The organism is Cellulophaga algicola DSM 14237, assembly GCF_000186265.1.
In the GTDB taxonomy this organism is placed as follows: domain Bacteria; phylum Bacteroidota; class Bacteroidia; order Flavobacteriales; family Flavobacteriaceae; genus Cellulophaga; species Cellulophaga algicola.
Genome location: NC_014934.1, coordinates 52,156 through 72,028, shown reverse-complemented (window position 1 = coordinate 72,028; position 19,873 = coordinate 52,156). Strand labels below are relative to the sequence as shown.

Sequence of the window (19,873 nt, the reverse complement as noted above, 5' to 3'; positions counted from 1 at the left end):
TCGTTTAATAGCTTAAAAAGTAAAGATACTAGATAGCACTCTACTATAAATACTGCTTTAAACGATTTTGCTTTAAACTTATGAACGAGTTTATGTTTTTGTTTACAAAAGTTTAATGATTAAATCATAGCGCCATTGGCGCCTATTACTTGGCCAGAAATCCATTTAGAATCATCACTAGCTAAAAACAACACAATTTTAGCAATATCGATAGGGTCTGCTAGCCTACCAAAAGCATTCATGCCTTTAAGTTTAGCAATGAATTCTTCAGATTTTCCTTCTAAAAATAATTCTGTTTTTGTTGGACCAGGAGCTATGGCATTTACAGAGATGCCTCTACCTACTTCTTTAGAAAAAACACGGGTCATCTGTTCTACCGCAGCTTTAGTAGCAGCGTAAATACCGTAACTAGGAAGCATCAGTTTTGTAGTACTCGAGGAAAAATTTATAATAATACCATTATCTGTTAGCTTTGCATATGCTTCTTGCATCGTATTAAAAACACCTCGAACATTTACATCAAACTGGGAAGTAAAATCATCTTGACTAAAGTCTTTAAAAGGCTTATTGGTCATAATACCAGCGTTATTAATCAATACATCAACCTTTCCAAAAGCCCTAATAGTTTCGTCAAACAAACGAATCACTTCTTCCTTTTTACTAACATCTGCTTGCAAGGCAATAGCAGTACCTCCATTTTTGTTTATCTCTGCAATAGTTTCTTCTGCAGCATCCTTACTACGCGTATAATTAACAACAACTTTAGCGCCATTCTTGGCTAAGAGTACCGCTATTTCTTTTCCAATACCTCTAGATGACCCAGTGATGATGATGGATTTATGTTCTAATTTCATGTTCCTTGTTTTGAAAATTAAAATTAAAGAATAAAAACCGAGCGTCTTTTAAATTAAAGTTAAAAGAGTAGCTAGCAATAAACTGCTTATACTATTTTAAAGCTTCCCGTAGTAGCATCAAACTGAATCATGTTTGAAGGGAATAACTTTTCAAAATGCTTTCCTTGAATTAAAGCCTCTGGCGTGTCAAAATAACTTTCTTCTTTACGGAGTAAAAGCATTTTATCGCATAGTTGCAACGCAACTTCAATTTCATGCGTAGTAAACAGTATGGTCTTTTGCGTTTGGTGTGCTATACTTTTAAGGAGCTTTAGTATTTGCACTTTGTGGTACAAATCTAAATGAGAAGTAGGTTCGTCTAATAGAATTATTTGAGTGTCTTGTGCTAATGCACGGGCAATCATGACCCGTTGTAATTGGCCATCACTTAATTCATAACACTTTTTGTGTTGTAATGCTTCTATTTCTACTAATAGAATTGCTTCTTTTGTTTTAGCTTTATCCGTTTCGGTTAGGGTGCCTAGCCAATTGGTATATGGTTGCCTGCCTAAAGCGATGAGTTCTAAAACCGTTAAATTTTTTGAGGCGATGGGTTCTGTTAATACAAGGCTAATCTTAGTAGCTAAATCTAAAGAGGAATAGTCAGAGAGTACTAAATTATCGATATGAATTTCTCCTGAGAGTGATTTTTGTACCGAACCAATGGTGCGCAATAAGGTAGATTTTCCTACGCCATTGATACCAACAATAGCTCCTAATTCTCCTTGGTTTAAGGAAAAGGAGATATCTTGAGCAACAAGCGTTTCTTGCTTTTTGCTTTGGTAGCCTATACTAAGATTTGCTATTTCTAGGGCGATATGTTTTTTATGCGTTTGAATAGTTTCCTAATTTAAAAAATCATTTTACGTTTTCTAACTAACAACCATACCACAACAGGAGCGCCTACTAAGCTTGTAATGGCATTTATAGGTAATACACTTGCTGATAATGGTAATTGCGCAATACTATCACAAATTAACATTAAAATTGCGCCATAGACTAACACAGCGGGTACAAGTATTTTATGATCTGTGGTATTAAATATTTGTCGGGTTAAATGGGGCACTGCTAAACCGATAAAAGCAATAGGTCCTGCAAAGGCTGTAATACCTCCGGCTAATAACCCAGTAGCAATGATAATAATGAATCTAGATTTTTTTAGACTAACTCCAAGGCTTCTTGCATAATTTTCGCCTAATAAAAAGGCATTCAAAGATTTAATAGAGAAGACACTTAGCAGTACACCAATACTGGTAATCCCAGTAAGTAGCGCTAATTGTGGCCATGATAAATCTCCTAAACTTCCAAAACTCCAATAGATATATTGTTGTAATTGTTCTGAAGTAGTAAAGTAGGAGAGAACACTAACTAGCGCACCAGTTATACTCCCAAACATAAGCCCTATAATAAGTAATGACATGGTGTCTTTTATTTTCATGGCAACAGACAGTACAGCGAGCAATACTAGAAAGCTTCCTAAACTAGAGGCAATGGCTAAAGAAACATCATTAAAAAGGGAAATACTGAAAAGTGTTGAAAATAACCCAGCTCCCATAATCAATAGCGCAGCCCCCAAACTAGCGCCAGAACTTATTCCTAAGACAAAAGGTCCTGCTAAAGGGTTACGGAAAAGCGTTTGCATTAACAAGCCGCTTAAGGACAGGCCTCCACCAACAAGTATTGCCGTAATTGCTTTTGGGACTCTATAGTTCCAAATAATGTAATCCCATGATTCACGTACATCTGCACCACCAAAAAGTGTATGGAAGGTGCTTTTTAAAGGAATATGTACTGAACCTAAACTTATATTTATTACAAAAAAGACGCACAAAATTAGTACTAATAGCAAAAAATAGAATTTATATTTTTTTGAATTTGGCACTTAATCTAATGGTTTAAAAAAAGTTGGAATATAGTTTGGCAATAGATCTGGGTGAAATATATGAATTAAATCTTTAAGAACTAGATCGGGTCTATTTGGTGCTAATTCATAATATAAAAGTCCGCCAGTTTCACCAGTAGTACCTGCAAAAGAGTACACTTTTTTCTTTTTAAAAGCATCAAACTGTCCGTAATGTTGACTGTTCGCTGTCATATCTTTATACGAAGTAAATTGAGAAGGAGAAATCCAGAAATTAGCTTTTTTTCCTTTTTCCAAAACACTTTCCCAACTCAAAGATAAACTACCTGTTTCTTCCGTGTCTTTAAACATATAAGCAGCATTGGCATCTTCAATAAATTTGGAAGCCCAGCTTTTTCCACCAGGTAAATACCAAACATCATTGTAAATTGCACCGCTTATTACAGTAGGTCTATTTGTAGCTTTTGCTGCTAATTCTTTTGCCGCTAAATAATTGTTTGTAATGTCTTGAAAAATAGAATCTGCTTTCTTTTCTAAACCATAAAAAGGGGCGAAAAATTTAATCCATTCTGCTTTCCCTAAGGGTGTTTCTTCGGTCCAATCACCATTATACACCACAGGAATATTAGCACGTTGAATGGTTTCGTACATTTTATTTTCATTATGAATACTAAAGCCAACGACTAAGTTTGGTTGTAATTCTAAAAGGAGTTCTGTATTTATGGTTTCATTCTGACCTAATTCTTTAATCTGCCCTTTCGCAATTAATGCTCTGGTTTTATTTGATGAAATATATTGAGTATCAGGGAAACCTACTAAGGTGTTTTCAACCCCTAAGGCCTCTAAAACAGGAATGTGAGTGGTAGACGTTACCACAATATTCTCTATAGGAACGGTGACAATAGCATCATATTCATCTCTGTTTAAAGTCATAGATGCCGCTTTTTCTTTTGGGATTAAAGCGTATGTGAAAACAGCTTCTGCATTTGGCCAAGGCGATGTAATTTTGATTATGGTTACTCCACTGGGTTGTTTTTCTACAGAAAATCCTTTGGCATATAATATATCAGTGCTTGGAATTATTTTTTCTACAAAATCAGGTATTTTTTTTGTTTCCTCTTTACAGGAAAAGAGTAGAATAGATATAAATAGAAAAAAGTATTTCATTGATTTTGAGTATATAATGTTTTGCAAGGTAGCAAAAGTCATATTTTTTATGGTTTTAAGGGCTTAATTTTATGAAAATTTAAACATGAGAGGGAATTCTAATCTTACATTATATATTGTTGCAGGTATTATTATACTTCATTTTGTAGTTGGTTTTATATGGTTGATGGTTAAGATGAACAAAAAAAATAACGATGATAAGTGATTTATTTTCTACTTAAAGCAATATCTTCGCGCCGAATTTTGGTTTTCATAGATGCTTTTAGCATGTATTTAATTAAAAGGGAATCTAGTGTAATTCTAGAGCTGTTCCCGCAACTGTAAGTTATGCCGAATCGGCACTGGTATTTATATTGGTCCGTAATAGGTGGCTATCATATTCTTCAAAATACCACTGAGTAGTAACTTGGGAAGGTGATGGATAGTACACAAGTCAGGAGACCTGCCAAATTCAAAACAATAATGTTAAACTTTCGGGATAGAGGTTTACGTATGGGTACAGACATACTATTCTCCCGTTTATTCGATTTTTTACGAAATGAACAAACAATTTTTAAGTTTATGTGCTATTGCTTTAGCATATACAAGTGCAGCTGCTCAAGAACAGCCAAACGATTCGATGAAACTTCAAAAGTTAGATGAAGTTGTAATTAGTGACTCACGCTTTGAGTTAAAACGTGAGAACTCAGGAAAGACAGTTATTAAAATAACTTCAGAAGAATTACTTCAAAGCCAAGGTAAAACTGTAGCAGAAATTATCAATACTAAAAGTGGTATTGAAATTAATGGTAGTAGAGGTAGAGACGGAGCCGTTCTAGGTGTTTCTGCTAGAGGTGGTCGTGGTAAACAAGTTTTAGTTGTTATAGATGGTGTTCGCGTATCAAACCCTTCTTCCCCTTCTTCCGAGTATGATTTAAGGTTATTAGCAACAGCAAATATAGAATCTATTGAAATTATTAAAGGCGCAGCAAGTACACTTTATGGTACCAATGCTGCTACTGCAGTAATCAATATAACTACAAAGAAAGCATCAGACAAAGCTATCTCTGGTAACTTTCAAACAAGTTTAGGTACACAGCAAACAGCAGATGACCAAAATTACAATCTGTCTACATTTTCAAATAGTGCCTTGGTTAGTGGAACTTTAAATAAGTTTGATTATGCCGTAGGTTTTTCTAATCGCTATTCAAACGGACTTTCTGCTTTTGTAAATTCTGCGGATGAAAAAGATTTCTTTTCAGAGTATAATACAGATATAAAAATTGGATACAAGTTTTCTGATAAGTTTAATGTGCGTGTTTATGGTAATCAGACCAAAATAAGTACAGCGTATGATGAGTCTTTCGGAACCGTTGCAGATCCTAGGTATAAAAATAATCAAGAAAGAGTAGGGCTGTCTTCTTCATTCCTATATAACGAAAATGGTTCTGTGAATATAAATGCTGCCTATTCTAATTATGATGCAGAAGACATGGGGTCTTACCCTGGAGCATTTAAAGGAAATAATTATACAGTAGATGTGTATAACAAGTATAATTTTAACGATACATTTTATACTATTTTAGGAGTAAATTATATTCAAGATGAATCTGAGTTTTCAGAACTTAAAAAAATAACGATTACAGATCCTTATGCTAATCTTGTTTATATTTCTCCTTTCGGTTTAAATATAAATGCAGGAGCTCGTTATAATAACAATTCGGAATATGGTTCTCATGTAGTGTATAACATAAACCCATCGTACAGTTATAAATTGGATAATGGATATGTCAAAGTATTATCTTCGTATGCAACATCGTACATTACACCATCACTTAGTCAGTTATTTGGTTTTTTTGGTGCTAATCCGGAGTTAAATCCAGAAGAGAATTCTACCATTGAAGGTGGTGTAGAATATGCCAATGATAAAGTAAGATTGAGTGCCGTGTATTTTAATAGAGATGAAAATGAAACTATTATTTACGGAAGTGAAGGGTACGAAAATATAGAGGGTTTCATAAAAGCACAAGGGGTAGAGGTTGAGTTGGATTGGAACTTATGTGAAAATTTAACTTGGAATGCTAATTACACTTTTACAGAACGTAAGGGAGATAACGCAATACGTATTCCAAAGCATAAAGTAAATACATCATTTAACTATCAAATTTCTGATGCAACTTTTGCTTCGTTAAGTTATGCGTATACAGGAGATCGTTCAGATACAGATTTTAGTACTTTTTCTGATGTTAGTTTAGATCCATTTTCTTTGGTGAATTTTTATGTAAGCCATCAACTTATAAATAATAAATTGAGAATTTTTGCAAATGCTCAAAACTTATTGAACGAAGAATTTGTTGAAACAGTAGGATATACTACTTTGGGTAGAAACTTTAGTTTAGGACTTAATTTGAATTTATAGGGTTTCAAATTTTTTAATTGAAAAGGGTCGCTATGTATAGCGACCCTTTTTTGTTTTACAATTAAGAAAAAAATACTTCGTTATAAGAAGTATCTTAGCCTATTCTAGAAGTAATCTATATCATACCTTATGTTCGCTACAAAACATACTTTGATCCGTAAAGCTTATATGATAATGCTTCTAGTGAGCCTATGCTTTTCGTGTACCAAGGAAGTAAAGTTATTTACAGAGGTAGAATTTGAATTGGTCACCTCACATACCAATCAAGGATATTTAAATGAATTACTGACTACAACGATAGAAGTAATACCAGAAGAGGTATTAGAAGAGATAAGCTATGGTTTTACGTATAGCATTACCAAGGGAGAAGGATATTTAGTAACTGCTAATGGAGTTCTACTCGCTGAGAATTCTAAAATGAGCCTAAATCCACTCGCCACAAGCCTATCGTACGTAGGTACAAGTGCGGGCGACCATGAAGTGCAAATTATAGCATCAGATAATTATGGAATAGAAAAAGAATAAACCTTGTTGTTTGCTATCGCTGAGGTTTCTGTGCTTTGGACGGCTACCAGTACCGCTACACAGTTAGAACTCGGTAAAATAGGGGCTATTGTTATCAATTTTGAAATAGACCATACTGAAAGCGGGATTAGCTTTATGCGAAATTACCAGTTAGAGGTTGGCCAAGGAGAATTAAAAGATAATGATACGGAAAATAACCTTGTTTTAAATGAGGATATTCAAATAGCGCCGGGAACTTATACGGTAAATTTTACACCGAGTACTTTAGGGATAGTACCTATAAATTTTGTTTTAATTGACAGTAGCAATCAAGAACGTAATGTTGTAATAAGCTTCGAGGTTGTTGACGATATTATTGATACTACCGCGCCAACGCTTACAATTTTAGGAAATAATCCTATGGACGTGTTTTTAGGAACAGCGTATCAAGATGGGGGAGCAACGGCTTTAGACGATATTGATGGAGATATAAGCTCTGAAATCGTGGCTGATGTTTCTCTGGTGGATACTACAGTAGAGGATACGTATGAAGTAACCTATACTGTTTCTGATGATGACGGAAATACCACTACGGCTTCACGTATGGTTAATGTTGTCCGCGATCCTAATGGCAATCAGCCTCCAACGGCGAATGCTATTACGAGAACTAGTACCAATACAGAAGCATCAATTTTTTCTGTTTTGGAGGCTACCAGTGACCCGGAATCAGATCCCATTGCACTAATGAGTCTAGGAAGTGTTATTCCAGCGGAAGCAGGTACGGTTTCTTTCACAGGCTCAACAATTAGTTTTAGTCCTGCTGCTGGTTATGTAGGTACTGCAGAATTTACTTATACCATAAATGATGGTAGGGTGTGGAATGAAGCAACAGGAACTGTAGTGCTAACAATAACCCAAGGAAATAGACCCCCAGTAGCAGTAGCAGAATTGTTAACAGATTATGATCCTACAACCTTAACGAGAAGCTTTAGTGGTGTTGGCTCGTCTGATCCTGACGGTGATACGCTAACCTACCAGTGGGGTTTTAGAGATTTTGCAAATCCAATTTCAGGAGCTTTCGGCGACAATACATCATGGCCTTTCACTTCTGCAGGTACCTATCAAGTAACTTTAACGGTATTTGACGGTAATGGAGAGCAAGATTCAGATACCATAGAGGTGGTCGTAGATGAGGCTTCTAATATTATTTTTTCTGATGGGAAGATTATATTGTCTTTATATAAAACGGACTATGGAAGTTTGAAAATACAAGGGGTAGTAAGTGTAGTTAATAATCCAACTAGTTTTATAATTGAAGCTAAAGATCTTCTTATGAGTTCTATTTTCACAATTAATGGACAAGAATATTCTGTCTCTACAACATTCAGTAATCCAAATAGTTTTATTACTACTCCAATATTTCCTATAGGAGATTATACTTATGAATTTGAGATTTTTAATCATATATCAGGTGGGGTCTCTGAAGTCAATGGCACGGTTAGTGAAAATAACTGAAAGTTTAGAGAATTAGATTTAAATAAAAAACGGTTTGAATATAGATTCAAACCGTTTACGTTTTTCTAGTTTCCTTGAAAATTAATTAAAATCTCGGATCAACACCATATTATTATATTTTTTTAGCCTTAAAGAACTACCGACAAATTCAGTTTTCATACTTTCAGGAACAACACTTTTTAAACTCTTACTTGTAACTCCAGTAATATCTTCTATTGCTTTGGCTAGTAAAGGCTCTTCTAGATCACCTAACTGACCTAAGTTTCCTAAGGTTTCATCTATAGCAATATCTGGTTGTAGACCAGATGCAAAATCATTAAATCCATCTGCATTTGCATACGTACCACATATAGGTTGTAATGCATATTTGTGATTAGGATTTACGCCATCTAAACCAACATTTTGGGCATAATATGCATATGGAGGATAACCATTTGATGTTTGTGCTGTATTATCTAAAAGTGTTATAGAAAATTCATTTTTACCAACGGTGGTTTCACCCACCTGAACTACGGTAATGTATGGCTTTAAATTATTAATTAGCAACTCACTAGCAGAAGCGGTATCACCAGTAGTGATAACATATACCTTCGTTAGACCTAAACTTGTTAATGGAGTATTTTCATAATCAGATTCAAAAGGATCTGTAGTTCCAAATCTTTCATTTCTTTTAGAATTATAGATGTATTCAATAAAAGGTTGTCCTGCAAATTGCCCTGTAATTCTGGCCGCTATTCTATTAGCTACTCCTGTTGCTCCTCCAGGATTGTATCTAAGATCTATAACCAATTCCGTTGCGCCTTCAGTTTTTATTTTAGCAAACGCATCATCAATAATATCTTCATTATTGCTAGTGAAACCATTATACATTATATAGCCAATTTTTGTGGCATTTACCTCTAAAGTTTTAGCTATCAAAATAGGGTTTTCTGTAATTTCTAAGCGATTCACTTCTATATTTACATTATTTGGTGTAAATAGTTCATTTTCTATGATTCCAAAGTTTAAAGTAAATGTACTAGCATTTAGTAAATCTAAATTACTGGACGTTATAGCGCCATCAGAATTTGTATCAGCAAATAGTTCTGTGCCGTTTACGCCGTAGAAAATATCACCTCTTTTAATGCCTTTGGTTGCAGCATCAGAATTGGCCCAAACATAGCGAACTGTTCCTAATACTCCGTTTCCATTATCAGAAGGGAGCCTTGTTAATGTAAATTCAATTCCAGTAGTGGTAGAGGTCCCTCCTAAGGCGCTAATTAAATTATCATAATCGTCCGAAATAAAGCTAAACCTATCCTGCGGTGATTTTACAGCATCATACAAATCTTCTGGAGCGTTATATCCATTTAAAAAGCTATAAAACTCATCAGTCGTAGCAAATCTATCGTCAGCAAGTACTACTTGTTCAGGTTGCCAATAATACCAATAATTCATTGCTTTCCAAACAAAATCATTCACCTCACTATTCAATTCTATCGTAACTACTTCAGAAGGTTCATCATCTTTATCAGAACAGGAAATAGTAAATAGGCCTAAGCCTAAAAACAAAAGGAGAAACTTTTTCATATTTTTTTTCTTTAAATATAACACTAATTATACCAAAGTATGTTTTACAGTATGCTTCATGCAGTCCTATCAAAGCCATTTGTATCTTACTATTATAGCACTAAAATAGACACATCTAAAAAATAAAAGAAATTATTTGTAACAAAATTCGTTATACTTCGTCTTCCTAGTATAAACCACTTAATACTGGTTTACAACAACCCAACCACAATGAAGCAGGTAGAATTTTTAAATGTTGTGATGCCTTTTAAAGACAAACTCTTTCGGTTAGCCAAAAGATTGTTGGTATCCACAGAGGAAGCAGAGGATGCAACTCAAGAAATATTACTGAAGTTATGGACAAAAAATGCTGCTATTGAAGACTATAAAAATGTAGAAGCTTTTGCCATGACCATGACTAAGAATTTTTGTTTAGACCGACTAAAGTCGAAACAAGCAGGGAATCTGAAGTTAGTACATAGTAATTATAAAGATGAAAATACATCATTACAGCGGCAAGTAGAAGCCAATGATAGTGTCTCATGGGTAGAAAAAATAATGGAAGAATTACCAGAACAACAAAAACTGGTATTACAATTGCGAGATGTAGAAGAATATGATTATGATGAGATAGCTAAAATGTTAGATATGCAACCCACCGCAATACGTGTAGCATTATCAAGAGCTAGAAAAACAGTAAGAGAAAAATTAGTAGAAAAACACAGTTATGGAATTGGATAATATAAATAACATACTAGAGAAATATTTTAATGCAGAAACAACTATAGCAGAAGAGAAAGCATTAAAAGAATACTTTGTAAATGGTGCCGTAAAGCCTGAGCATGAGAAATATGTACCAATCTTTGCGCATCTAACAAAAGCGAAAGAAGAGAAGTTTACCAAGCAAATTCCTTTAAAAAAGAAAAAAACAAATACGAAATGGTTTTCTGTAGCGGCTGTAGCAATGTTGTTATTTGGTTTGTATTTAGGTAATAATTACCTACAACAAAAGCGTATAGAAAAAGAACAGGCGGCGTATGCGTACCAGGAAACAAAAAAAGCTTTGAATTTATTAGCACAAAATTTTAATAAAGGAAAAGAGAAGATGGCCTATTTAGAAGAGTTTGAACAAACAAAACAGAAAATTTATAACGATAATTAAACAAAAAAATTATGAAAAAGTCCCTTATAGTATTATTCCTAGTGGTTACGCCTCTTATAGGTTTTTCGCAGTCCTTATTTGATAAATACGAGGATTCTGATAATGTATCTGCTGTAATTGTTAGCAAAAGCATGTTTAATCTTTTAAGTAAGATAGATGTTGAGGTTGATGATCAAGATGCTAAAGATTTTATGGACATTGCTAAGAGCGTAAGTAGTCTTAAAGTTTTTACCACAGAAGACAAAGCAACTAGTGCAGATATGGCTGTTAATGTTGCTAAGTATTTAAAATCTTCTTCAATGGAAGAACTAATGCGAGTAAAAGATAAAGATGCTAATGTAAAATTCTATATCAAAGCGGGTAAAGATGATGATCATGTAAGTGAGTTACTTATGTTTGTTACCGGCGTTAAAAATATACAAGCAGGAGGTAGAAAGGTAGAAACGGTATTACTTTCATTAACAGGAGATATCGATTTAAATAAAATAGGTTCTTTAACAAGTAAAATGAACTTACCGAAAGAACTAAATAATGCAGGTAAGAAAAATCAATAATTAATCAATCAATAATTAATCAATTAAAAATCATCAATCATGAAAACAATCAGTTTATTTTTAGTAATCGCAGTTTTACCATTATTTGGATTTTCACAATCTATTTTTGACAAGTATGAAGATATGGATCGTGTATCCTCTGTAATCGTCAACAAAAGCATGATCAATTTTGTTAGTTCTCTTGGGATTGATGAAAGCGATCAAGAAGCTAAAGACTTTATGGCGATAGCCAGCGGCTTAAAAAGCTTAAAGGTCTTTATGACCGAAGACAAAGCCGCCTCTTCAGAAATGGCTTCTACCGTTAAAAAGTATTTAAAATCTTCGAAGATGGAAGAGTTGATGCGTGTAAAAGATGAAGATGTTAATGTAAAATTTTTTATTAGAGAAGGTAGAGATGCAGATCATGTAAAAGAGTTATTAATGTTTGTAACGGGTATTGGAAATCTCAAAACAGATATAAATGGTAGAACTATTGAAACTGTTTTGGTGTCTATTACAGGAGATATCGATTTAAATAATATAGGAGCCTTAACAAACAAGATGAATCTTCCTAAAGAATTGAATAAAGTAGGTAAAGCAAAGTAATACAAATAATAAAACAGCAGTAGGATATTCCTTCTGCTGTTTTTAAATGATATAAAAATGAAAGTAATAAAACGTAGTTTAGGAATAGCATTGGTACTGTTGTTTTTTAGTTGTTCATCTACCCAAAGTCTTCAAGAATATTATGTAGATAATGCAGAGAATCCTAATTTCCTGTCTTTTGATTTGCCTGCTAGTTTATTAAATATGAATGAGGTAGCCTTAACGCCAGAGCAAAAGAAGGCTTTTACGTCTTTAAAGAAGCTAAATGTATTGGCATTTAAAAAAACAAAAGATAATGGAACAGCATATGTTGCAGAGAAAGCTACAGTAAAAGCAATATTAAAGAATGATAAGTATCAAGAGTTAATGAAGCTGAATACAAGTTATGGCAAAGGTTCTATAAAATTTTCAGGTGATGAAGACGCTATAGATGAGGTTGTCATTTATGGAGATAGTGATGATAAAGGGTTTATGCTTATTCGGGTTTTAGGAGATAATATGAACCCTGCTAATTTAATGCAGTTAATCCAAACATTAGAAAAATCTAATGTAGATGGTAAACAGTTAGAAAGTCTGATAGGGTTTTTTAATAAATAATTCAATTAAAATAGTTTTGCCCCTTATTCTATGTGCTATAGAATAGGGGGCTTTTTTATTGTTAGATCATAAATGTTTTGGTTTTTATAGAGAATTCTTGTCTGATTATCCGTATTTTGCCAGTAACTATTAACAAATTATTATATAAACACTAATTGAAAATTATGGAAGAAAGTGCAGAAATTATTGTCGAGACTGCAGGAACGGCAGATTTATGGATGGCGAAGGGAATTGATTTTGTAACAGATTATGGGCCAAAAATTTTGGGAGCTATAGCAATTTACTTGATTGGTTCTTGGGTTATAAAAAAGCTTAGTGGTGCCGTCCGAAAAGTATTAAATAAAGGAAATTACGATGCATCATTACAGCGATTTTTATTAAATCTTTTATCATGGGGATTAAAAATCTTTTTAATCATCATGGTGATATCAAAACTTGGTGTAGAAACTACAAGTTTTGCAGCTATTCTTGCAGCAGCTGGTTTAGCGGTAGGCTTAGCATTACAAGGATCACTCTCTAATTTTGCTGGAGGCGTCCTTATTATGATTTTTAAACCTTATAAAATTGGAGATTTAGTAGAGGCTCAAGGTGTTTTAGGAAATGTAAAAGAAATTGAAATTTTTACAACTAAATTAATCACTCCTCAAAATAAATTAGCCATTGTACCTAATGGTGCAATGGCAAATGGTAATATCATCAACTATACAGCAGAAGGAAAAATGCGTGTAGATACAACAGTTGGTATAGGATATGGAGAAGACATGAAAAAAGCAAAAGAAGTGCTTTTAGAAATGCTTGTAGCAAACCCTAAGGTTTTAAAAGATCCTGCTCCTTCAGTAAATGTAGAAGCTTTAGCAGATAGTTCTGTAAATTTAGCGGTAAGACCTTTTTGTAAGCCAGAGGATTATTGGGATGTGTATTTTGCAACAATTGAAGGTTCTAAATTAGCGCTTGATAAAGCTAAAATTGAAATTCCTTACCCACATGAAGTTCAAATTAATAAGTAATTTATAGTGCGATTAAGCATAAAAAAAGACCGCAATTTGCGGTCTTTTTATTTTATAGCTATTGTGAATATTAAATACCTGTATAATTGCTAGGGGTAATCACTTTTAACTCAGCCTTAATAGCATCAGAAACCTCAAGGGTGTCAATAAAATTAGCGATAGACTGCTTGTTGATCTTCTCATTAGTTCTTGTGAGGCCTTTTAAAGCTTCATAGGGGTTTGGGTAAGCTTCCCGTCTTAAAATGGTTTGAATTGCCTCTGCAACCACAGCCCAGTTGTTTTCTAGGTCTTGTTCAAACTTTTCTTTATTAAGTAACAACTTGCCTAAACCTTTTAAGGTAGACTGAAAAGCAATCATGGTATGTGCAAAGGGTACGCCTATATTTCTTAAAACAGTACTATCCGTCAAATCTCGTTGTAATCTAGATACAGGTAATTTGGCAGATAAATGCTCAAAAATAGCATTAGCGATACCTAAGTTACCTTCAGAATTTTCAAAATCTATAGGGTTTACTTTGTGTGGCATTGCAGAAGAACCAACTTCACCTTCTTTGATTTTTTGTTTAAAATACTCCATAGATACATAGGTCCAGAAGTCACGATCTAAATCAAGGATAATGGTATTTATTCTTTTTAAAGTATCAAACAAAGCGGCCATATGGTCATAATGTTCAATTTGTGTGGTAGGGAAAGAGTGATAAAGCCCCAATTTCTCTTGGACAAATTCTTGTCCAAATTGTTTCCAGTCAATAGCAGGGTAGGCTACTTTATGTGCATTGTAATTCCCGGTAGCACCACCAAATTTTGCAGCACTCGGAATATCATTTAATAAATTAAATTGCTCTTTTAATCGCACTACATAAACCTGAATTTCTTTACCCAATCGGGTAGGAGAGGCCGGTTGTCCATGCGTACGTGCTAACATAGGTATGTCTTTCCATTCCGATGCTAATGCTTCTAATTCTTCTAGAACTTCAAAATATTGTGGCACATAAACTTCATTCATAGCATCTTTCAATGAAAGAGGAATTGCGGTGTTGTTTATGTCTTGAGAGGTTAGTCCAAAGTGGATAAACTCTTTGAAAGCTTGTAGATTTAATCCGTCAAATTTATTTTTTATAAAATATTCAACAGCCTTAACATCATGGTTTGTTGTTTTTTCAATCTCTTTGATTGCTAAAGCATCTTCAGAAGAAAATTCAGTATAAATCTTTCTTAAACTGTCAAATTTAGAAGTATCAAAACTAGAAAGTTGTGGTAAAGGAATTTCACATAGAGCAATGAAATATTCGATTTCTACGCGAACTCGATATTTTATTAATGCTTCTTCAGAGAAGTAATCTGCTAAGTTTTCAACTTTGCTTCTGTAACGACCGTCTATCGGAGAAATCGCATTCAGTTTGTTTAAAGACATTGTATAGAAATTGATTGATTTTTATAGAAGCGGTAAATATAGCGATTCCTTAAACAGCTAAAAAACTAACAAGTAAATAATTACGGAGTTAAAAACTATTTTATCTTCGCTAAGGTTAACCTTGCTCTAGCTTTGTAAGCGGCGCTACCTTCAGGATAATTTTTTTCTAGAATAACTTTTAGTTCAGGTAATATCCATTTAAATTTTTTACCTAGTAGCAATAAACTTGTCATAGCATATGCTTTCGCCGCTACTTTTTGATCTGTAATTAACCAATCAAAACAAACCGTTGTCATTTTCTCTAAATGGCTTTTTGTTAAAGCTTTCTGAGTACTATTGGTCGTTTTTGAGAAATAGCTTTTGGTTAAATATTCGCAAATTTTAGCCATAGGGCGTACGGAAGAATCCAAATGCACGTTACTTAAGTTAGCGGTAAAAAGAGTAAGATAAGGAAATATATAAGGTAAGTCTTCTTTAGCAGTAAACTCTAAAACCCAACATGCTTTACATGAAATAGGATCATCTACCGTAAATGCAATCGCAAATAATGGAGCAATCAAATGTGGGTTTTTAGCAACAAGCATTGCCATCTCAGCTCTTTTTTCTCTAGAGTGATTTACGTAATTTAATGATTTGTACAGGGCGTCTGTAGTCATTAATAGGTTTTAATTAGTTGTGCTACCAATTCTGGGAGTCCTTCTACCGCAGTTTTTTCTATAATGTTTAAATTGTTAAAGGCATTTTTAGTGATATTAGGTCTAGGGTCTATAAAATAAATAGGGGTCTCGTTTTTTACAAAATTCACTAAACTAGCTGCGGGATATACTTGCATAGAGGTTCCAATAATAATTAAAATAGCTGCATCTTGGGTAATTTCTATCGCTTTATCAAGTAAGGGTACAGCTTCTCCAAACCAAACTATATGGGGTCTTAGTTGATGTCCGTTTATACATTTATCACCCAGTTTCATATCTTTTTTCCAGTCGATAATTTCAGGGCTTCCAATTCTAGAGGTCTTAGTGCTTCTTGCTTTTAATAACTCTCCATGTAGGTGAATAACTGTTGAACTGCCTGCTCTTTCATGTAGATCATCAATATTTTGGGTAATGATAGTGGTCTCAAAATGTTTCTCAAGAGCTGTTAATGCATAATGCGCATTATTAGGCAATACATTGAGAAGTTGTTTTCTGCGTTGGTTGTAAAAATCTAAAACAAGTTTTGGGTTATTTATAAAACCCTGCGGCGATGCAACTTCCATAACATCATAGCCTTCCCATAGGCCATCTGCATCTCTAAAAGTCTGTATGCCACTTTCTGCACTTATACCTGCTCCTGTTAAAACAACAATTTTTTTCATATGGACGCTAATTTATTTATAAAAATATACATTTTATATTTTTATTATCTTCGATTTATGATTGATTTAAAACTTTTAAATTATTTAGAAGAATTTATCTCTGAAGAACGTAAGCAACGTTTTATTCAGGTATTAGCAGAGCGTACTAATAAAATTACGGTTGCAGTAGAAGATGTGTTTCAAATGCATAATACCAGTGCGGTGGTCCGGAGCTGTGATATTTTCGGGATTCAAGAAGCACATTTAATAGAGCGTAAGTATGGCGACCAATTGGATAGCCAAATAGCAATGGGTTCTCAAAAATGGGTAGATATTCATAGGTATGAGAGTACTAAAAATTGTATGGATACCTTAAAACAAAATGGATATAAAATTATAGCAACAACTCCACATAACGATTCTTGTTTGTTAGAAGATTTTGAAATTGAAGGTAAAATTGCTCTTTTTTTTGGAACAGAGCGAAATGGGTTAAGTGAGGAAGTCTTGAAAAATGCAGACGGATTTTTAAAAATACCCATGGTTGGGTTTACAGAAAGTTTAAATATCTCTGTATCGGCAGCAATTATTTTACAAAGTCTAACTACAAAATTGAAGAAAGAGAGCACTGATTGGCAACTCACCGATCATGAGAAACTTATAAAAAAAATTGATTGGTCAAAAAAGTCTATTAAGAGCATAGAAGGTGTATTATCACGATATGTAAGTTAGATATAAAAAATAGAAGCTTCTGCTCTAGCAAAAAATCGAATAGGAAGTACCGTTGTTCCTATGCCTTTAGAAACATACATTTTTGTGGTCAATTTTGTATACCAACCTTTTATATAATCTCCACTCCCACCAGGCGTGTAAAGTGGAATGCCAAAAAATGTAATTTGGCCACCGTGTGTATGTCCTGAGAGTACAAATTTGATAGGCAATTTTTCTTTAGTATTCAAAGCGTCAATTATATCGGTATAAGCTGGGCAATGATTTAAGACTATCGTTTCTAATGTTTTATCAAGTTGCTGAATTGATTTTTTAAAATCTGCGTCTCCTCGTAATAAATCATCAACACCTATAACGTTTATAGCTCTTTTAGCTTTCTTGAAAACATAGTGTTCATTAATAAGAACCATGCCGTTATATTTTTTAAAAGTCGATTTAAAAGTAGCTATATCTACTCTGGCATCGTATTCTTTGTTGCCAAGAATAGCTATCTTTAAGATATTTGGATCCATAAGATCTAAGAGTTGTTCTAGGATATGGTATGTGTTTCTTCTGGATATGGTATCTCCTGTAAAAACAATAAAATCTGGTTTTTCTTTATTTATTTTTTCAGCGATAGTTTTATGAAAATATACAATCTCTTTCAAGTGTAAATCAGACAGCTGAATAATCTTTATTTTATTTTTTGTAGCATCACTTAGATCATGCGTGTTCCAATCAATAATGTATTTTTCTATCCAAAAACTATCTAGATAGATAAGTCCAGTAAGCCCTAAAAGTCCTAAAAATAGATGCTTTATAAACACGCGTCTTTTGATGTGCATTGGTATATTAAAATGTAACAGCCTGCAAAGAAACCTTATTCATGAAAAAGGAAGTAGGTATTTAATAAAGTTTTAGCAAAATACTTATTCTATCAACTCTAAGAGTGCTATATCAAAATCATTATCTAATTGAACCTTGCCTTTTTTAACCACAACGATGGTATCAGAATATGCATCATGTAATGTAGTAGCATCCCCAAAGAATCCTTTAACGTTAAGAGATTTTTTTCCTTTAGGAAGGTTTAGGCCTACGACTACTTTGTCTTTATATTCATTATTGGTGTAGGTTCTTTCAAAAACATAAGGTGCTTTAGAAAGCATTTTATGTGTACCAGCGCCTATTGCGGGATGTTTGGCTCTAAAAGAACCTAGTTTTTGCCAATGGGCGAGAATTTTTTTAGTTTCAGGAAGGCTGTCTATCTCCTTCCAATTCATAAAGGAACGCAAGGTAGCATCGCCTTGGGTGCCTTCTATGGTAAGACTTCTAGAGGATTCATCACCATAGTACACTTGTGATGCTCCTGGCGTAAGTAATAATAAATTAGCGGCATGGTAGGGGTCTTTGCGTTCTTTGTCAAAAGGGGCCCCGTCATCGTGTGATGTTAAATAATTTACCACACTTTTTCCGTATAATTTAGATTGTAGAAGTGTATTGTATTTTTTAAAAATAGTCTCATAATCTTTTTTAGCATCGGTCTTAAGTTCAAAATTTATCAAACTTTTGAAACCAGAATTATAGTAATCTACTTTTTTATCTCCAAAATCATAGGTGCGACCGCTAGAAATTCCGTAGTTGTAAACTTCACCTACCATGTAAAATGGATTGTTGTCTAAAACTGCGTCTGGGTGTTTTCTTTTCCAAGTGTCAAAAGCAATAGAAGCTTGTTTGTATAATTCATTCCAAGCATTTTCATCGGTATGTTTTACCGTATCTACTCTAAAGCCATCAATTCCAAAATCATTTACATAATCGGTCAACCATTTTGTAATATAAGCTCTTGAGGTTCTTGAGCAACCAGAACGTTTAAAAAATAAATCTAATTCATCTAATTCAGAACTCAACCTGCCTTCTGCTTTCCATTTTGCTAATAAGTGATCGGGTAGGGCTACTTCTTCATCGCTTTCCGTTTTAATATCAGGTAAGTTTTTTACTAATGTACATGCTGTGGTTGTTTCGTAATTTTCAAAAGTACAGGTTGGCGAGGTACGTACCCATTCTTCTGGCCAGACAGGATCAATCTCTGTAACAGGACCCGTATGGTTTAGAACAACATCTAATAAAACTCGGATTCCGTTATTATGCGCAGTTTTTACTAACTCTTCTAGATCATCACGAGTACCAAAATTAGGATCTAATGCCGTCCAATCTTTTGTCCAATACCCATGATAGCCATAACTGTTGCCGGTGCCTTCGTCTGTAGCGCCATGAATTTGTTCTACTACAGGAGTAAACCAAATAGCATTGATGCCTAGTTTAGTAAAATAACCCTCTTTTATTTTTGCGGTGATTCCTTTTAGGTCTCCACCCATAAAGCCTCTTAGAACGCCAGTATCTTCGGTTCTTTCAAAGTTTACATCATTGGTGGTATCTCCATTGTTAAAACGATCGGTAAGTAGGAAGTAGATATTCGCTCCTTCCCAAACGAATGGATTTTTTTTAGGGGTAACTATGCTATTTTTAGTTGTGCTTGATTGTTCAGGTTTTGGAGTGTTTTTTTCTTCTTCACAAGAGATGAAAAGAACAAATCCTAATAGCAATAGCAGGCCTTTTTTCATTATCTT

General features: G+C 33.9%; 20 protein-coding genes and 1 riboswitch. Of the genes, 10 read left to right on the top strand and 10 right to left on the bottom strand.

The genetic code is table 11. The features are described from left to right. Nucleotides 1–119 precede the first annotated feature (119 nt). The 4 genes from CELAL_RS00355 to CELAL_RS00340 form a co-directional block, all read right to left on the bottom strand. Entirely contained in the window at nucleotides 120–854 is a 735-nt protein-coding gene (locus CELAL_RS00355; RefSeq protein ID WP_013548925.1) for an SDR family oxidoreductase, read from the bottom strand. A gap of 86 nt (nucleotides 855–940) precedes the next feature. Then, entirely contained in the window at nucleotides 941–1,639 is a 699-nt protein-coding gene (locus tag CELAL_RS00350) for an ABC transporter ATP-binding protein (RefSeq protein ID WP_316928353.1), read from the bottom strand. A 104-nt stretch (nucleotides 1,640–1,743) separates the two neighbouring features. Next, nucleotides 1,744–2,742 (bottom strand): FecCD family ABC transporter permease, encoded by a 999-nt coding sequence (locus tag CELAL_RS00345; RefSeq protein ID WP_013548923.1) that lies wholly within the window; start codon nucleotides 2,740–2,742, stop codon nucleotides 1,744–1,746. A gap of 33 nt (nucleotides 2,743–2,775) precedes the next feature. Continuing rightward, entirely contained in the window at nucleotides 2,776–3,921 is a 1,146-nt protein-coding gene (locus tag CELAL_RS00340) for an ABC transporter substrate-binding protein (protein WP_041557341.1), read from the bottom strand. A gap of 227 nt (nucleotides 3,922–4,148) precedes the next feature. Further along, a riboswitch (cobalamin riboswitch) is annotated at nucleotides 4,149–4,385 on the top strand. A 74-nt stretch (nucleotides 4,386–4,459) separates the two neighbouring features. Here CELAL_RS00340 and CELAL_RS00335 point away from each other — a divergent pair. From CELAL_RS00335 to CELAL_RS00325, 3 genes are all read left to right on the top strand, one after another. Next, entirely contained in the window at nucleotides 4,460–6,319 is a 1,860-nt protein-coding gene (locus tag CELAL_RS00335) for a TonB-dependent receptor plug domain-containing protein (RefSeq protein ID WP_013548920.1), read from the top strand. A gap of 174 nt (nucleotides 6,320–6,493) precedes the next feature. After that, nucleotides 6,494–6,844, top strand: a complete 351-nt coding sequence (locus CELAL_RS00330) for a TraQ conjugal transfer family protein (protein ID WP_013548919.1) — start codon at nucleotides 6,494–6,496, stop codon at nucleotides 6,842–6,844. 3 nt (nucleotides 6,845–6,847) lie between these two features. Then, nucleotides 6,848–8,338, top strand: a complete 1,491-nt coding sequence (locus tag CELAL_RS00325) for a DUF5011 domain-containing protein (RefSeq protein WP_013548918.1) — start codon at nucleotides 6,848–6,850, stop codon at nucleotides 8,336–8,338. A gap of 81 nt (nucleotides 8,339–8,419) precedes the next feature. On the opposite strand, the gene CELAL_RS00320 is transcribed toward CELAL_RS00325, so the two are convergent. Next, entirely contained in the window at nucleotides 8,420–9,907 is a 1,488-nt protein-coding gene (locus CELAL_RS00320; protein WP_041557336.1) for a S41 family peptidase, read from the bottom strand. Between the two features lie 210 nt (nucleotides 9,908–10,117). Between CELAL_RS00320 and CELAL_RS00315 the strand changes: the two genes are divergently transcribed. The 6 genes from CELAL_RS00315 to CELAL_RS00290 all read left to right on the top strand — a co-directional run bounded on the left by CELAL_RS00315 (nucleotide 10,118) and on the right by CELAL_RS00290 (nucleotide 13,791). Then, nucleotides 10,118–10,627 (top strand): RNA polymerase sigma factor, encoded by a 510-nt coding sequence (locus tag CELAL_RS00315; protein WP_013548916.1) that lies wholly within the window; start codon nucleotides 10,118–10,120, stop codon nucleotides 10,625–10,627. Beyond that, a complete protein-coding gene (locus tag CELAL_RS00310; protein WP_013548915.1) occupies nucleotides 10,614–11,048 on the top strand; it encodes a hypothetical protein in 435 nt (144 codons plus the stop codon). Before CELAL_RS00315 ends, CELAL_RS00310 begins: the two co-directional genes overlap by 14 nt. 11 nt (nucleotides 11,049–11,059) lie before the next feature. Further along, nucleotides 11,060–11,602 carry a DUF4252 domain-containing protein gene (locus tag CELAL_RS00305; RefSeq protein WP_013548914.1) on the top strand — a complete coding sequence of 181 codons (543 nt, stop codon included), beginning with the start codon at nucleotides 11,060–11,062 and terminating at the stop codon, nucleotides 11,600–11,602. A 39-nt stretch (nucleotides 11,603–11,641) separates the two neighbouring features. After that, nucleotides 11,642–12,187 (top strand): DUF4252 domain-containing protein, encoded by a 546-nt coding sequence (locus tag CELAL_RS00300; RefSeq protein WP_013548913.1) that lies wholly within the window; start codon nucleotides 11,642–11,644, stop codon nucleotides 12,185–12,187. A gap of 57 nt (nucleotides 12,188–12,244) precedes the next feature. Continuing rightward, entirely contained in the window at nucleotides 12,245–12,784 is a 540-nt protein-coding gene (locus tag CELAL_RS00295; RefSeq protein WP_013548912.1) for a DUF4252 domain-containing protein, read from the top strand. A 164-nt stretch (nucleotides 12,785–12,948) separates the two neighbouring features. Continuing rightward, nucleotides 12,949–13,791 (top strand): mechanosensitive ion channel family protein, encoded by an 843-nt coding sequence (locus CELAL_RS00290; protein ID WP_013548911.1) that lies wholly within the window; start codon nucleotides 12,949–12,951, stop codon nucleotides 13,789–13,791. A 70-nt stretch (nucleotides 13,792–13,861) separates the two neighbouring features. Here the strand turns inward: CELAL_RS00290 and purB are convergent, their stop codons facing one another. The 3 genes from purB to CELAL_RS00275 all read right to left on the bottom strand — a co-directional run bounded on the left by purB (nucleotide 13,862) and on the right by CELAL_RS00275 (nucleotide 16,562). Then, on the bottom strand, nucleotides 13,862–15,205 hold the full coding sequence (gene purB, locus CELAL_RS00285) for an adenylosuccinate lyase (RefSeq protein WP_013548910.1): 1,344 nt from the start codon (nucleotides 15,203–15,205) through the stop codon (nucleotides 13,862–13,864). Between the two features lie 95 nt (nucleotides 15,206–15,300). Continuing rightward, nucleotides 15,301–15,861, bottom strand: coding sequence for an adenylosuccinate lyase (locus tag CELAL_RS00280; RefSeq protein WP_013548909.1), 561 nt, complete (start codon nucleotides 15,859–15,861; stop codon nucleotides 15,301–15,303). Next, complete coding sequence (locus tag CELAL_RS00275; RefSeq protein ID WP_013548908.1) at nucleotides 15,861–16,562, bottom strand: SIR2 family NAD-dependent protein deacylase; 702 nt, start codon at nucleotides 16,560–16,562, stop codon at nucleotides 15,861–15,863. The genes CELAL_RS00280 and CELAL_RS00275 overlap by 1 nt, the downstream gene beginning before the upstream one ends. 57 nt (nucleotides 16,563–16,619) lie before the next feature. On the opposite strand from CELAL_RS00275, the gene CELAL_RS00270 reads away from it, so the two are divergent. Continuing rightward, nucleotides 16,620–17,270, top strand: a complete 651-nt coding sequence (locus CELAL_RS00270) for a TrmH family RNA methyltransferase (protein WP_041557333.1) — start codon at nucleotides 16,620–16,622, stop codon at nucleotides 17,268–17,270. Here CELAL_RS00270 and CELAL_RS00265 read toward each other — a convergent pair. Together CELAL_RS00265 and CELAL_RS00260 are read right to left on the bottom strand one after the other, a co-directional pair. Next, entirely contained in the window at nucleotides 17,267–18,091 is an 825-nt protein-coding gene (locus CELAL_RS00265; RefSeq protein ID WP_013548906.1) for a metallophosphoesterase, read from the bottom strand. The genes CELAL_RS00270 and CELAL_RS00265 overlap by 4 nt on opposite strands. A gap of 84 nt (nucleotides 18,092–18,175) precedes the next feature. Further along, a complete protein-coding gene (locus CELAL_RS00260) occupies nucleotides 18,176–19,867 on the bottom strand; it encodes an alpha-amylase family glycosyl hydrolase (protein WP_013548905.1) in 1,692 nt (563 codons plus the stop codon). Between the last annotated feature and the right edge of the window lie 6 nt (nucleotides 19,868–19,873).